The organism is Streptomyces sp. NPDC059695, from assembly GCF_042733785.1.
In the GTDB taxonomy this organism is placed as follows: Bacteria; Actinomycetota; Actinomycetes; order Streptomycetales; family Streptomycetaceae; genus Streptomyces.
On the sequence record NZ_JBHWFF010000007.1, the window covers coordinates 174,484 to 188,424 of the forward strand.

Annotated in this window: 10 protein-coding genes; 3 read left to right on the forward strand and 7 right to left on the reverse strand. The window is 70.9% G+C overall.

The features are described from left to right. Positions 1-28: 28 nt before the first annotated feature. The gene (locus ACFV2S_RS11590; RefSeq protein WP_385556530.1) at positions 29-2,260 is read right to left on the reverse strand and encodes an RICIN domain-containing protein; all 2,232 of its coding nucleotides are present in this window, start codon (positions 2,258-2,260) and stop codon (positions 29-31) included. Between the two features lie 427 nt (positions 2,261-2,687). On the opposite strand from ACFV2S_RS11590, the gene ACFV2S_RS11595 reads away from it, so the two are divergent. Then, positions 2,688-3,707 carry a LacI family DNA-binding transcriptional regulator gene (locus ACFV2S_RS11595; RefSeq protein WP_385556532.1) on the forward strand — a complete coding sequence of 340 codons (1,020 nt, stop codon included), beginning with the start codon at positions 2,688-2,690 and terminating at the stop codon, positions 3,705-3,707. Positions 3,708-3,997: 290 nt separating this feature from the next. Here the strand turns inward: ACFV2S_RS11595 and ACFV2S_RS11600 are convergent, their stop codons facing one another. From ACFV2S_RS11600 to ACFV2S_RS11615, 4 genes are all read right to left on the reverse strand, one after another. Next, positions 3,998-4,318, reverse strand: a complete 321-nt coding sequence (locus tag ACFV2S_RS11600) for a hypothetical protein (protein WP_385556534.1) — start codon at positions 4,316-4,318, stop codon at positions 3,998-4,000. Positions 4,319-4,523: 205 nt separating this feature from the next. After that, positions 4,524-5,714 (reverse strand): metallophosphoesterase, encoded by a 1,191-nt coding sequence (locus ACFV2S_RS11605; protein WP_385556536.1) that lies wholly within the window; start codon positions 5,712-5,714, stop codon positions 4,524-4,526. Positions 5,715-6,039: 325 nt separating this feature from the next. Beyond that, positions 6,040-6,396 carry a GNAT family N-acetyltransferase gene (locus ACFV2S_RS11610; protein WP_385556727.1) on the reverse strand — a complete coding sequence of 119 codons (357 nt, stop codon included), beginning with the start codon at positions 6,394-6,396 and terminating at the stop codon, positions 6,040-6,042. Between the two features lie 98 nt (positions 6,397-6,494). Then, positions 6,495-6,926 carry a DUF4240 domain-containing protein gene (locus ACFV2S_RS11615; protein WP_385556538.1) on the reverse strand — a complete coding sequence of 144 codons (432 nt, stop codon included), beginning with the start codon at positions 6,924-6,926 and terminating at the stop codon, positions 6,495-6,497. A 474-nt stretch (positions 6,927-7,400) separates the two neighbouring features. On the opposite strand from ACFV2S_RS11615, the gene ACFV2S_RS11620 reads away from it, so the two are divergent. Together ACFV2S_RS11620 and ACFV2S_RS11625 are read left to right on the forward strand one after the other, a co-directional pair. Further along, positions 7,401-8,987 (forward strand): phospholipase, encoded by a 1,587-nt coding sequence (locus ACFV2S_RS11620; RefSeq protein ID WP_385556540.1) that lies wholly within the window; start codon positions 7,401-7,403, stop codon positions 8,985-8,987. 279 nt (positions 8,988-9,266) lie between these two features. Beyond that, positions 9,267-9,686, forward strand: coding sequence for an MmcQ/YjbR family DNA-binding protein (locus ACFV2S_RS11625; protein ID WP_385556542.1), 420 nt, complete (start codon positions 9,267-9,269; stop codon positions 9,684-9,686). An 80-nt stretch (positions 9,687-9,766) separates the two neighbouring features. Here ACFV2S_RS11625 and ACFV2S_RS11630 read toward each other — a convergent pair whose 3' ends face one another. Both ACFV2S_RS11630 and ACFV2S_RS11635 read right to left on the reverse strand, forming a co-directional pair. After that, positions 9,767-13,354 (reverse strand): trypsin-like peptidase domain-containing protein, encoded by a 3,588-nt coding sequence (locus tag ACFV2S_RS11630; RefSeq protein ID WP_385556544.1) that lies wholly within the window; start codon positions 13,352-13,354, stop codon positions 9,767-9,769. A gap of 49 nt (positions 13,355-13,403) precedes the next feature. Further along, complete coding sequence (locus tag ACFV2S_RS11635; RefSeq protein WP_385556546.1) at positions 13,404-13,706, reverse strand: trypco2 family protein; 303 nt, start codon at positions 13,704-13,706, stop codon at positions 13,404-13,406. Between the last annotated feature and the right edge of the window lie 235 nt (positions 13,707-13,941).

Sequence of the window (13,941 nt, forward strand, 5' to 3'; positions counted from 1 at the left end):
GGAGACAATCAGCGCGATCCGGCGAAGGTCAGTTGATCGTCCACAGCTGGAGCGTTGATCCGCTGTCGGCCTGCTGTGTCACGAGGGCGCCGCTCGCGGCGGACGAAGTGGTCAGGAGCAGTCCGCTCAGCGCCGACGTCACCTTGTAGGCCCCGTTGGCCTGGCGGGTGGCGTTCCAGCGCTGGTTGGCGGCGCCGGTGCAGGTCCACTGGACCACCCTGGCACCCGCCGCGGTCGACGAGCCTTCGACGTCGGCGCAGAGCCCGGACTCGACGTTGGCGATCTCATAGGAACCGTCGGTCCGCTGGGTGAACCTCCAGTTCTGGTTGGCGCCCCCGGTCGGCGTCCAGGTGATCAGCTGGGTTCCCGACGTGGTGCTGTGGTCGGGGTCGTCGAGGGCCTTGCCGTTGGCGACGAGGGTGTGGATGCCGTTGAGCGTGGTGGGTGCGGTTCCCGTCGGGGTGAGGGTCAGCACTTGCTCGTCGGCCGTGCGGGTGCCTCCGACGGCGTTGCCGGTGGCGTTGGTCCAGGTACGGGTGGGGGTGGTCTCGGCGAGCCGGCTCGCGGTGCCTGACAGGCCGATCACGAGGCCGCTGTAGCGGTTGACCAGGCGGTACGTGCCGGTGGCGGAGTCGTCGGCGGCGGAGGCGCCGGGGATGACCCACCACTGCTGGCCGACGGTGGGTCCGCCGACGGGCGCCGCGGTGACGGTCGGCTTGGCGCCCCAGGCGCGGCCGGTGTTGGCGGAGGAGTCCACGCCCAGGAGCTGGCCGGTGGACGCGTTGACGATCCGGTGCGATCCGTCCCCGTTGGCCTTGAAGACCCACGACTCCAGGGCGGAGCCCGTGGGGGCGCCGACCGAGGTGGTGGTGGAGCCGCCGGCCACCTGGGCGAGGGTCCGGCCCCCGGCGCTGGCGATCCGGTAGGCGGAGGCCGGGTCGATCGGTACGGAGGGAGCGGAACTGTTGATGGTCAGGTTGACGTACTCGCCGGAGGATCCGTTCGAGCACCCGAAGGAGCAGTAGGAGCGGAAGTCCTTGCCGACGATGCCGGAGCTGGTCTTGTTCGCTCCGTCGAGGAACCAGCGGTACCAGGAGGCGTTCTTGTACGTGCCGGTGTCACCGAGACGGAACCACTTCTGCTTGGTGAGGTCGTCGGTGGCGTAGATCTCCTGGGACGCGTTGCCGCTCTGGTCGACGTTCTGCGGCTCGCCGATGTAGAGCCCGAGGTACGCGTTGTAGGTGATGTCCATGACGAACAGCGGGGACGTGGCCGGCATGGTGCCTGCGGCCACCTGCTGGCTGATGGTGCCGGAGTTGAGCGGGCTGTACTCCTTGTTGGTCGGCGTGTAGCCGGTGGTGCTGGAGGCGCCGACGGGCACCATGTTGCTTTCCCTGCCGCCCTTGCCGGGCTGCGACCAGCTGCCGTCGTACCACTTCTGCCAGGACGCGGGTGCCATCTTGCCGGAGATCGGCGCGCGGGCCACGTGGCTGTAGAAGGCCCCCCAGCTGCCTCCCTTGTTCACGATGCGCGAGCCGTAGAAGGCGTAGAAGTAGCCGGACGCGGTGTCGACGAAGAGCCGCTGGTCGCCGTCGCCGTAGTCGTACGTCTGCTGGGGGAAGGCCGAGGTGTCGCCGCGGGTGGTGCTGTAGGGGGAGGTGATGACGTGGTCCTTGATCGACCACGTACGACCCTGGTCCTTGGAGACCGCGTAGTCGATGGCGTCGAAGTGCAGGCCGTCGCCGAAGGGCTGCGGGGTGAACTCGTTGTGGACGAGGCCGTACCAGTCACCGGTGTCCGGATCGACCCAGACACCGGCCAGGTCGCAGTAGTTCTTCTGGGCGTAGCCCGACCCGGTCGGCGCGTAGGACGCCTCGACGCCGGTGGGGCTGTTGTTGCAGCGCCAGGTGGTGTCGTTGTTCTTGTCGTTGGCGTTGGCCGGGTTGACGGCGTCGCTGATCGCGGGGGAGCGGGTCGCGGTGTCGAGGTTCGAGCCGGTGTAGAACTCCCACTTGCGCGGGTCGCTCGCCCCGTAGAGGGCGTGGGACTGCTGGTAGTAGAAGGTGCCGTCCTTGTCGATGTACGGCGCGGCGGGCGTGTCCGTCGGGTGGGTCCAGGACCCCTTGGACCCGACGGAGACGCTGTACGTGGCCGCCTCCGGCGCTGCGGAGGCCGAGCCCGGGAGCAGGGCGCCGACACCTGCCGCGGCGACGGTCAGCGCGACTGCCGCGCCGACCAGCCTTCGTCTGGGAGCTGACACGAGGACTCCTCGTCGTAGTGGGGGATGGGGTGTACGCGGGGGATGCCGGCGTCCGCGGGAGAGGGGCGGCGGCGGAGCCAGGTGCGGCGCCCCGTCCGGTGGGGACGGAACGCGACCGTCCGTGGTGACCTGCCCAGGCCCGTGGGGGGACCTGGTGGACGGGTGGACACGGGCGGCGAGGTGACACGTCCCGGGCAGCTCCGGGTCATCGGCGGGTGGACCGGATCGCGGGCCTGCCGACATGAGGGAACGTAGGGCTCCTTTGACCGGTAAAACAAGGCTCTTGTCAAAAATTCCAGCACAACCAAACGGATCCGCACACTGGGCGTGATGCTCGCAACCACCAGTGCTCTGGGCCGCGTTGACCGGAGTGCGGAGCCCGGTTACCTTTCCGACCTCGGCTCCGAACGGTCGGATGAGGTTCCTCATGGTGACGATGCAGGACGTGGCCCGGCGAGCCGGTGTGACGAAGCAAACCGTTTCGAACGTCGTCACCGGCCGGGTGGGCGTCCGCCCGGACACCGCTGCGCGCGTCCGAGTGGCCATCGACGAACTCGGCTACGTGCCGAACCTCGTGGCCAGGTCCCTGGCCACCGGGAGCACGCGCACGGTCGGCCTGTTCGTCCCCACGGTCGGCACCGCGTTCTACGCGGCCCTGGTGGAGGAGGTCGAGGACGCGCTCGACGAGCACGGTCACCACCTCCTGCTGTGCACCACGCGCAGGAGCGGTGACCGGGCCCGCCGACATCTCGCGGGGCTGACGAGCCGCTCGGTCGACGCCCTGCTCGTCGCGGGCGACCAGGACCTCCTCGACCACCTGCCTCTGCTCTCCGGCGCACGCTTCCCGGTGGCCCTGTGTGCGTGGGAGACCGACGCGCCGGAGGGGTTCCCGGTGGTGACCGTCGACTACGAGAAGGGCGGCCTGCTGGCGGGCCGGCACCTCCGCGACCTGGGACACGAGCACGTCGTGGTCCTCGCGAGCCCCGCACACGCCCGGCGCGTCGAGGGCTTCAAGAGAGCGTTCACGGAGCAGGGCGACGCGGAAGTCGGAGGAGACAGGGTGCACTTCGTCCACGAGTCGTCCTTCCGGGCGGCGTTCGACGCGGCCCGGACCGCCCTGGACGCGCATCCCGAGGTGACGGCGCTGTTCGCGACGCATGACGTCCTGGCGAGTGGAGCGCTCGAGGCCGCCCAGGCGGCCGGCCGCTCCGTACCCGACGACCTGTCCGTGGTCGCCTACGACGACTGCCCAGCCGGACCGTCCTCCCGGCCGGCGTTGACCAGCGTGGTCCTGCCCCGACGCCAGATGGCGCGAAACGCGGTGACCCTCTTGCTCGACGCCGCGGGCGGCCGGGAGCCGTCGGTGCGACACCGCATGCTCCCGCCGGAGCTGGTCGTCCGGGACAGCAGCGGCCCGGCCGCGAGGCGGTCGGCCGACGTCCGGTGAGGTTCGGGGTGAGCGCCGCCGCGGAGCGGTTCCTGATTCGGGGTGCAGAACGCCGACGGGGGACGAGGGTTCGGGCCCGAGGACCCCAGCGACCTCGCGAGCATCCGCTCCTTCACGCTCGCCGTGTCTGCCCTGGGCCGGGACTGGTCAGGGTCAGGACGTGGTGAACCGCCACCTGAGGGGCGTCATGGGCTGTGGCGCCCCGCCGATCGCCCGAGCTGCCCAGCAGCTCCGGTGGGCAGCGACTGCCTCAGTGCCGTTCCGCCAGGCCACGGCCGTGGCTTCAACGGTCACAGGCCGGCGATGTCCCTGGCCTTCTTGAGCGCGGAGTCGACGGCGTCGACCACGGCGTTGTGCTGCCTCGCGCGCGCTGCCCGGTCGGCCGGTACCAGCTGCGCGGCGACCTGCACGGCGTAGGCGTCGGGGTCGCCGAAGGCGGTCCGCGGGTGCTCTCCCGTGTCCGCGCAATGGGTCGTGACGTTCTTGACGGCCTGGAGCACGACTGCTCGATCCACGCCCGGCTGCATGGCCAGCCGGACCTGGAACCGCGCCAACCACTTCTCCCGGTCCTTCTCCCTCGCCGCGTCCGTACTCTGGTCCCTCTTCGCCACGTGCTCTCCCGGTGATCGCCAGCTGTCTCTCATGGAGTCAGACGCGGGTGCGTCGAGGTGGGTTGCGCGAGCCGGCAGCTGATGCGTCGCACGAGCCGGGCTTCGCGGTCGTACGGTCCGCGAAGCCTCACGGGTTGCGGGTGGAACGTGGCTGGTGGCCGTCGGCGACACGGCGAGGTGGGAGAGCGGGCTGCTGAACCAGGCTTCAAGCGGCCGTAACCCGCAGGGGGCGCACGGATGAGGTGTGGGCCAGGGTGGCACGGCTCGTGCCGACGTCGACGGTGTAGGCGTTCAGGGTCACCTGCGTCTCGGTCACCTTGGCGATCATGAATCCGTGCTGTGAGAAGTCCTGCCAGCGGGCCGGGGTCGAGCCGTGTGCCTGTCCGTCGCCCGTCTTGCCGGCGGCGCCGCAGACGATCTGCCGGGTGCCCCGGCCGGCGGCCGTGGGTTCCAGCACCTGGAGCGTGTGGTCGTGTCCGGACAGGATCAGGTCGGCCCGTCCGCAGACGACCTCCTCGTACAGTTCCTTGAGGTGGATGCCGCGTGTGTAGTGTCCGACGAGGAATCCGTCGTAGCGCCCGGCGTTGCCGTGCTGGCCGTTGTTCAGATACGGGTGGTGGCCGAGCACGACCTTCCACCTGGCCTGGGACCGGGACAGCGCGTCGTCGAGCCAGCGGCGCTGCTCGCGCATGTACGGGCCGTCCCACTTGTAGTACGAGTCGGTCTGCGTGACGGTGGAGGCCACGGGGTTCGTGTCCAGGGCGAAGAACTCCACGAGCGGCGTGGCACCCCCAGGGGCGGCGGGGACGGCCACCGAGTAGTACCGGGACGGCATGTACCACCGGGGGGAGGTCGCCGCGTAGGCCACCTCGCGGTCGCCGCGGGACGGGTCGCCGCCGCTGCCGGGGATGATGCCGGAGCAGTCGTGGTTGCCGAGCACCATGAGCCAGGGGACGTCGATACCGGTGTTGGGCTGCTCGAACTTCGTGGCGAACTCGGAGTCGTGGTCGGACTCGGGACCGTTCTCGTAGATGTTGTCGCCGAGCCCGACGGCCAGGCGCACGTCCTCGGCCGCGCAGATCTGGCGTGCGGCCGCGGCCACCGCGTACTGCGCGGCCTCCCCGGTCCCCGCGTCGCCGGTGATCAGCACCGACAACGCGCCGTCGCGGCCCACTCCGGCGGGAAGCGGGAACTTCCCCGGGCCGTCCGCGAGGGCCGGGCCGGCCACGGCCCGCCCCGGCAGTGCGGCGAGCGTGGCACCGGCCACCATCGAGGCCAGCAGGGTCCGCCGGGGCAAGGCGGGCCGGTCGGTGCGTCGGCTCGGGAGCCCCAGGCTCCTGGCCCACTGAGTCTCCGTCAGATCCGCCTTCTCGGGTATCGCGTCGTCTCCACACATGCCATCTGTTGTCCCACAAGGGAGCGGCACGATCAGTACGAAAAGATGAACGTTGTTCACCTGTGACCCAACGGCTGGTGGGAGCCCGGGATCGCCACGCGGTTCACCACCGTCCCCACGGGCTCCGGCAGGTACGCCACGTCAGCGCGCGCCTCGGCCGAATTCGGGCCGCTGTCCAGCGGCCGAACAGGCCCGATGGGGCGCCCGTCGCTGGGCGCGATACGCCCTCGTAATCGAAAGCGTCACTGCGCTGCCACGTCTTGCGATCGGTGGCCAGGACGGTCATCTGTCGATGATCCAAAGGTTTGTCCGTAACTGCTGGTTGTCATTGGGGAAGTTCACGCAGGTCCCGGATGTACCAGTCGAACCGTCTGCCGTCCTCGCTGTGCGGCTGCTTGCCGCGGGTGAATCCTGCCCGCCGTGCGACTACGGCGGACGCGGGATTCTCCGGGTCCACCTGGATCACCGCTTCCTCGCCGCCCTCAGTGGCCGCGTACTGGGACGCCAGGAGCACCGCGCGGGTAGCCAGGCCACGCCCCCTCCAGGAGGGATAGAGGCCGTAGGCGACGTTCACCTGGCCGGGAGCCAAGTCCTCTCCTGCGAACCGCAAGTCGATCGTCCCCGCGAGCGCCTCGCCGGTGCCCACGCGGATGCCGAAAGCGCGGAGCGGGGCAGCCCTCAGGCATGGACGGCTCCCGTGGAAATCGCGCTCTCACGGAGGGTGGCCAGTGCCGTGCTCCGAGGTCGTTTCAGATGGCGAGGCGGAAGCGACCGCGGCGCCTACGCGGAAGTCCAGCCGTCCGCGTTGGAGTACGACTCGTAGCTGTACTGGGTGCTGCGGTCCCATGCGCCGCCCGTCAGGTGCTGGTAGGCCTTGTCGGGTACGTAGAGCAGGGCCTCGGCCCAAACGAGGCCGTTGGCGTACGGCACGAAGAGCTCAGGGTCTCGAAGTACGCTCTCGTAGGCCTCATGGCCGGCTGCGACGACAGCCGCCCGGGTGTAGAGGAACTGATCGCTCGACAGGCCATCCCCGTATTCCTTGCGGTCCAGCCTGTACAGGGCCCAGGAGAGCTGCTCGGCGAAGCCGACCACGTCGGACACGGGGCCGTTCGTCAGGCTAGCCGTCAGGGCGGCGGCGAGCTGATCACCCTCGGGATCGGGGACAGCGGGGCTGCACGCTTCGATGAGTTGCCAGAAGGCGTTCTCGTTCATGCCGGAGAGCATGGTGGAGGGGTGTGACAAGTCTGGGTGCCAGGCGCTCGCCCTGCGTACTGAACTCGAAGGGCTGATGTCGAAACCGGGCGCCCGCCACGAGTCGCCTGCCTCGTGGGCCTGCGGGTGTGGCCAGGGCAGTCGTCCGGAAGAAGATCCGTCCGTGAGTCGGCCCCCGCCGCAGTCACCGAAGCCCGAGTTCTCTCCCGCGGTCGATTCAACGAGGGCCAGGTACGTGAACAACGGTCCCGGCCTTTTCACTCCAGTGCGTGGCTGCCGTAGCTCGTGGTGCCGGCGCGGAACGCCGAGGACTGCGCTCGCCGTGTGTGGCGCGATATTGGCTGATAGTGGTGTGGGCTGGGGTGAACTGGTGGCTACGTGCTGGTAACTTACGCGAGTTGATCAAGGTCGAGGCCCCCTCTGCGGCGCGCCATCGGCCTGAGCCACCCCCCCAAAGCAAGGAACAGAACCACCTTGGCACGCACTCTGCGCACGATGGCCCTGCCTCTCGCGCTCTCCAGCATCCTGCTGTCCACCGCGCCCGCGCTCGCCGCCGCGCCCACCCCGCACCTCGACGGCGTGGAAAAGTCTCTGCGGCAGGTCTCTCCCGGCCTGGAAGGCACCGTCTGGGAGCGCACGGAGGGCAACCGCCTCGGCCCCTCCGCTCCCGGCGGCGCCGACTGGCTGCTGCAGACCCCCGGCTGCTGGGGTGATGCCACCTGCGCCGACCGCTCCGGCTCGCGTCGTCTGCTGGAGAAGGTACGCGAGGACATCGCCGCGGCCCGCCACAGCGTGGACATATCCACGCTGGCCCCGTTCCCCAACGGTGGCTTCCAGGACGCGATCGTGGCCGGTCTGAAGGAGGCGGCGCAGAAGGGCAACCGGCTCCAGGTCCGCATCCTGGTCGGCGCCGCGCCCATCTACCACGCCAACGTCATCCCGTCCTCGTACCGCGACGAGCTGGTCACGAGGCTCGGGCCCGCGGCGGCGAACATCACCCTCAACGTCGCGTCGATGACCACCTCGAAGACCGGGTTCTCCTGGAACCACTCCAAGCTCGTTGTCGTGGACGGCACTTCGGTGATCACCGGCGGCATCAACAGCTGGAAGGACGACTACCTCGACACCGCCCACCCGGTGAACGACGTCGACCTCGCCCTCTCGGGTCCGGCCGCCGGCTCCGCCGGGCGTTACCTCGACACGCTGTGGGACTGGACCTGCCGCAACAGGACCAGCTGGACCAGCGTCTGGTTCGCCTCCTCCAACGGCGCGGGCTGCCTGCCCACGCTGCCCCGCCCCGCCACGCCGCCGGCCGACGGTGACGTCCCCGCCCTGGCCGTCGGCGGCCTCGGTGTCGGGATCCGCCAGAGCGACCCGTCCTCGTCGTTCCGGCCCGTCCTGCCGACTGCATCCGACACCACCTGCGGCATCGGCGTGCACGACTACACCAACACCGACCGGGACTACGACACGGTCAACCCGGAGGAGACCGCCCTCCGCGCTCTCGTCGCGAGCGCCACCGAGCACATCGAGATCTCGCAGCAGGACATGCACGCGACCTGCCCGCCGCTGCCCCGCTACGACGTCCGGCTCTACGACACCCTCGCCGCGAAGCTGGCCGCCGGAGTGAAGGTACGCATCGTGGTCAGCGACCCCGCCAACCGCGGCACCATCGGCAGCGGCGGCTACTCGCAGATCAAGTCCCTGTCCGAGGTGAGCGACGCCCTGCGCGGGCGCCTGAAGGCCCTGACCGGCGACGAGCCGAAGGCGCGGGCGGCCATGTGCCAGAACCTGCAGCTGGCGACCTTCCGCGCTTCCGAGAAGCCGACCTGGGCGTACGGCAAGCCGTACGCGCAGCACCACAAGCTGGTCTCGGTGGACGACGCCGCCTTCTACATCGGCTCGAAGAACCTCTACCCCTCCTGGCTCCAGGACTTCGGCTACGTGGTGGAGAGCCCCGCGGCTGCCCGCCAGCTCGCGGACGGGCTCCTCGCCCCGCAGTGGAAGTACTCGCAGACGGCCGCAACGTACGACTACACCCGCGGCATCTGCCAGGGCTGACACCCCCGGACGCTCGATCTTCGGAGCGGATCGCGAACGCGAGCATCTGAGGAGTCCCAGGGACTGCTGAGGAGCCGCACCGTGGGGCAGTTCTCCCGGCCGGTCCGCGTTCCGCCCCGAGGTGACGGCCGTTCCCGAGGACGACCGCCTGCCCCACCGTCAGCGGGGTCGATCAGCCAATGGTCATCGTCAGCAACGCAGGCGCCGCCGTGGGGCCTTGCTGCCGGTGGGGTCGACGCTGTTCGGTGGGGTGTCACACGGGTTCGGTAGTGTCGGGGCATGTCCAGTCCTGGAGACGTGCCGCCGGAGATCCTGAAGAGGGTTCGGTCGATCTGCCGGCAGCTGCCCGAGTCCTACGAGGAACCGGCCTGGGTCGGTGTGCGCTGGCGGATCCGTACGCGGACGTTCGCTCACGTCTATGCGCCGGACGTGGATCGCTCCCCGGTCTACGCCCCGTATGCGACCGAGGGCCAGGCACCGGTCGTGATGACGTTCCGGGCGTCCGACGACGATCTGCTCGGCCTGACCGCGCCGGGGTTCCCGTTCTTCCGCGCCCACTGGGGCCGTGACGTCGTCATCGCTGTGCTCGGTGACCACACCGACTGGACCGAGCTCGCCGAACTGATCACCGACAGCTACCGGGGCATGGCTCCGAAGTTCCTCGCCGCCCGGCTTCCCCTCCCGCCACCGGTCGGTTGAGCCCTGTTCCGTCTTGCCGTAGATCGACCGCCGCCGCCACGTTCACGGTGCGCATCCCCATCCTTGTGGCTGACGCCCGGTCAGGGCGCGGAACCTGAACCGGACCCGGCCGCCGCCACACCGGCGCGGACGCCCCCGGCGAACGGGAGGTCCGCATGGCTGGCCAGCCAGGTCTCCGCCATCCGTACGAGGGACGCCCTCTCGCCCGCCGGGAACGACGGAAGGGCGAGCAGGACCTCGAGAACGAGGAACGCCTTGGGAATCTTGTGGTGCAGCTCGAGCCATCGGAGCGCGCAGTCCACGGCGCGCGAGCGCTGGTCCGCGTCGAGGGCGGGATGGCGCAGCAGGCCCCTCAGGAGGGAACCGGACTTGGTCGACGTGTCGGTGGTCATTCGGTTCAGGCCGATGTCGATGCCGGCGCGTTCCTGTGCGGCCGTCAGGTCCGGGCGGGTGAGGAACGAGGCGAGCACGGCCCGTTGGGTCTTGCCGCCGTGGGAGGGCAGCCATCGCAGACTGACCTCGGCGACGGCCTGGGCCCGCGCCGGGGTCAGACCTTGGCGCTGGCTCAGCATCAGGGCCATGACCTCGTAGTCGTGCGAGTGCGCCATGAGGTGGACGAACCCGTGGTCGAGCGCCGTCCGGAGCTGCTGCGCTGTCAGCCCGGGCAGGCGCAGAAGGGCGCTGAGGAGGCCCGCGAAGCCTTCGGGTCCCTGACGGTCCTCCAGCCACGCGAAGGCGTGGGTGACCGTGGCGCGCGCCTGCTCCGGGCTGAGCTCTTCGTGGTGCAGGAGCAGCCGTTGGAGCACCTCCGGGGCGACGGCGCCGTCAGGCGCTGAGGCCAGCTGGTTCAGGAGGGGAGCCGCCGCGTCCCGCGTGTCGTCGTGGGCGAGCAGGGCGTGCACGACCTGGGAGCGTTTCTGGGCGTCGGTCCCGGCGGCGCCGTGGGCGAGCCACGACCGTGCGATGTCGGCCGCCCTGCGCTTCAGCTTCGGTGGGCAGCGCTCGTCGATCAGGAGGCAGCGCAGGACGCGGCCCGTACTCACGTGTCCGTGCGACGACTCCAGCCACTCCACGGTCAGGCGGAACAGCTCGGTCCTGGCGGTCTCCGGCAGGAGGTCGCACTCCAGCAGGACGCACACGGAAGGGCCCACGTCCGTGCCGGTCCTCATGGCAGCGCGCACCCAGGCGAACGCCCTGGCGACGGCCTCCTCGTGGACGGCGGCGTCGACGTCCTGACGCTGGAGCAGATCACGGGTCACGGCACCGACCCCGCCGGTGCGGAAGGGCGTCACCCACCCCAGGGCCGTCTGCGTCACCCGCGCCAGCCGGGCGGGCGGATGGTCCATGGTCAGCATGCGTTTGAGCAGCGTGGGCGTGTGGCGCCAGTCGGGCCGGGACGGCACCCAGCTCAGCGTGCTCTCGACGACCCGGTCCTCGGCCTCCGCCGGGAGGTCCGTACGGGCCAGCAGCGCGCGGAGGAGGAGCTCGGCATCGGTCTGCCGCCCGCGGCGAGAGAGCCAGTCGAGGCATGCCTCGACCAGGGCGGACGAGGGCTCGCCCGAAGCCCGCAGGGCGGAGGACAGGAAGGGCTGAGCCACGAACTCGTCCTCGGCACGGGCGAGCCAGGGTGTCACGAGCGCGTTCCACACGGAGGGCGCGGAGCGCTGCCAGGGCTCGCTGGTCAGCAGGGCCAGCAGCGCGTGCTCACCGTCGCGGCCGGCGGGCTCCAGCAGCCGCCCGAGGACGTCGGCGTGCGCGGTCAGCCACTCACCGCAGAACCGGTCCAGCGCGGCGGCCTGATGGGTGGGTCCGTGGGAGGTCAGGTCGGCGGCGAGGCGCCGGAGATGGCCGGTGAACACGGCGAAGGTTCGCGGATGCCGCGCGACCGCGGTGAGCAGGGGCTCCGCGGAGGGCTGGTGGACACTCCATCCGGGAGCGGGCATGAGTGACTGCATCAGCAGTTCGTCGGTGACGATGTCGTGGACGACCACCAGCCGTCCGTCGGCCTCGTCCAGCCAACCCAGCGAGATCAGAGTGTCGACGACGTGGCGCCCGGTGTAGCGCCTGCCCTGCTCTCCGGCCGCCGCGAGCAAGGTGTCGACCGTCCGCTCGACGACCTGGCGGGGTTGCGGGGTGGACACTGCCGCCACGGCGAACGCCAGCTGCCCCACACCGGGGATCGCCATGTCCAACGGCGAGGCCGAGCCGTCGAGGCCCGTCGCGAGTGCGTCCCGCCGCATGCCTTCCCGGAGCCATGCCAGCAGTTCGCCGGGACGCACCGAGGCCGTCACGGTGAGGGGGAGCCGCCCGAGCCCCTGCTCCTCGATCGCGCGGGCGATGAGCAGGGCGGTGACGGGACGGCGCCCGCAGAGCCTGGACAGTTCCTCCAGTCCCCAGTGGCGTACGGCATCGGGGGCCGCGTGCCGCAGGACCTGGGTGATGATCGCGGACTGGTGCGGCCAGTCGTCCCGTACGAAGACGTCGTCGAGCACACGTGCGCTGCCGCGGAGATGGACCGAGTGCCGCGAACCCGGCCGCACCGACGCCAGGCACGCCACCGTCACGCCGCGCCTGCGGGCGTCCGGGATCAGCACCTCGCCCAGTGCGTGCAGGTCCAACTGGGGGCAGGCGTCCAGGTAGTCCAGGACGAGCAGCACCCGGCCCCGTCCACCGGCCAGGACGGACGCCGCCACGTCGTCCGCGTCCACCGAGCTGTCCGCCTGGACGTGCAGCACGCGCCAGCCGGCGCGATCGGCCCGCTGCGCCACCTCGAAACAGGTCCTCGTCTTGCCCGATCCGGCCGGCCCGATCAGCAGGACCCCGCGAGGCCGATCGGCGGTGAGCCGGACGAAGAGACGGTCGGGGTGGGAGTCGTGGTCCGTCCCCGGGTGGACGAAGGGGAGCCGCTCCTGGTCCAGGTAGTTCCGCCGCCCGCGCAGATCCCTTACCACCTCGGCGTGCGTGCGGACTCGACGCCGGAGGTCGTAGCCCTCTGCCGGGGAGGCGAGTGGGCCGGACGCGACCCGGTCGACCCCGTGCTCGGCCAGGAGGCGCTCGAACTCCGGGTCCTCGGCCAGCGGGGAGAGACCGGCCGCCGTGAGGCTCGCCGCACCGGCGGGCACGTGATGACTGGTGCACACCCCCACCAGCACACCGTCCCGGGTGAGGACGCCGGCCCCCGACACGCCCTGCCAGGGGGATCCGCCCGCCTGGCGGGGGGCGGGACTGTCGAGCGAGAGCTCCATCTCGTGGCTGCCGAGGAAGGACCCGAGGAGGATGGAACCGGTCATCTGCCGGGTGACCGGCACGTCCCCGCGGACCGCGAAGTCGGGGAATCCGACCGCGACGAACGGGAGGGACCCCACGGCCGGAGGCACGACACCCCAGCGGACCGGGGGAATCGGATCGGCTCCGTCACCCAGGACCAGCAGGGCGAGATCCACCGCCGGGTTCCGGTGCCGGAACACCGCCTCGACACCGACCCGCCTCCCGGACTGCCCGGGCAGCCGCACCTCGTGGACGGCTTCGCGGCGGGTGAATCCGTGACCGGCGCAGATGGCCAGTCGGGGAGCCAGCAGAAAACCGGTCGCCGCGAAGCGAGGGGTGCCGTCGGAGTCCCGGCGGACCACCATGGCGACCCGCTCCAGACCCTCCTGCGCGTCCCTCACCTCCGGCCCTCCCGGGATCCGCTCCGGCCCGCCGGCTCACTCACGGCGCTCAGTCCTCCAGCCGTGCCCCACGCGCAGAATCCGTGAGTACGGAGCCGCCGTCGGCCGTCTCCGCCGTGAGCTCCAGCGAGACGGTGTGCGTGGTCGACGTGGCCTCGGACGCCTTGCCGTCGGCGCTCAGCACCCAGAACTTGACGCCGCCGCCGGCCTCCGCCGACGCCGTCACGGCGACCTGCATGTCCAGCTTCACGGACTGCACACGAAGCCGTACGGGGTGGCCCTCGCCCTCCGTCATGGCCCTCGACAGCTCCCCGCGCAGGGCCTTGATGGTGTCCGCCAGACCGATCTCCACGAGTTCCCCCTGTTCCCGCCCGCTTCCCGGAACAGCCGTAGGAGCGGCGACAGCTGCGGGGACGGACCGTATGAGGTGCTCATGGTAGAGGTTCACCCGAAGATCATCTACTCGACCTCGGGCGCGCTGCTGGAGCGCTCCGGCGGGCCCGGGCGCGGCGCGGCGCCGCCGGCGCCGGCGGGGGGGGGGGCCCGGGGGGGGGTTTTCACGGGCGGGGGGGGGGGGGGGGCGCGGC

Coding starts and splice junctions, on each gene's coding strand:
- ACFV2S_RS11615 (WP_385556538.1), bottom strand. CDS start 6,926: ATGAACGAGAACGCCTTCTGGCAACTCATCGAAGCGTGCAGCCCCGCT.
- ACFV2S_RS11605 (WP_385556536.1), bottom strand. CDS start 5,714: ATGTGTGGAGACGACGCGATACCCGAGAAGGCGGATCTGACGGAGACT.
- ACFV2S_RS11595 (WP_385556532.1), top strand. CDS start 2,688: ATGGTGACGATGCAGGACGTGGCCCGGCGAGCCGGTGTGACGAAGCAA.
- ACFV2S_RS11625 (WP_385556542.1), top strand. CDS start 9,267: ATGTCCAGTCCTGGAGACGTGCCGCCGGAGATCCTGAAGAGGGTTCGG.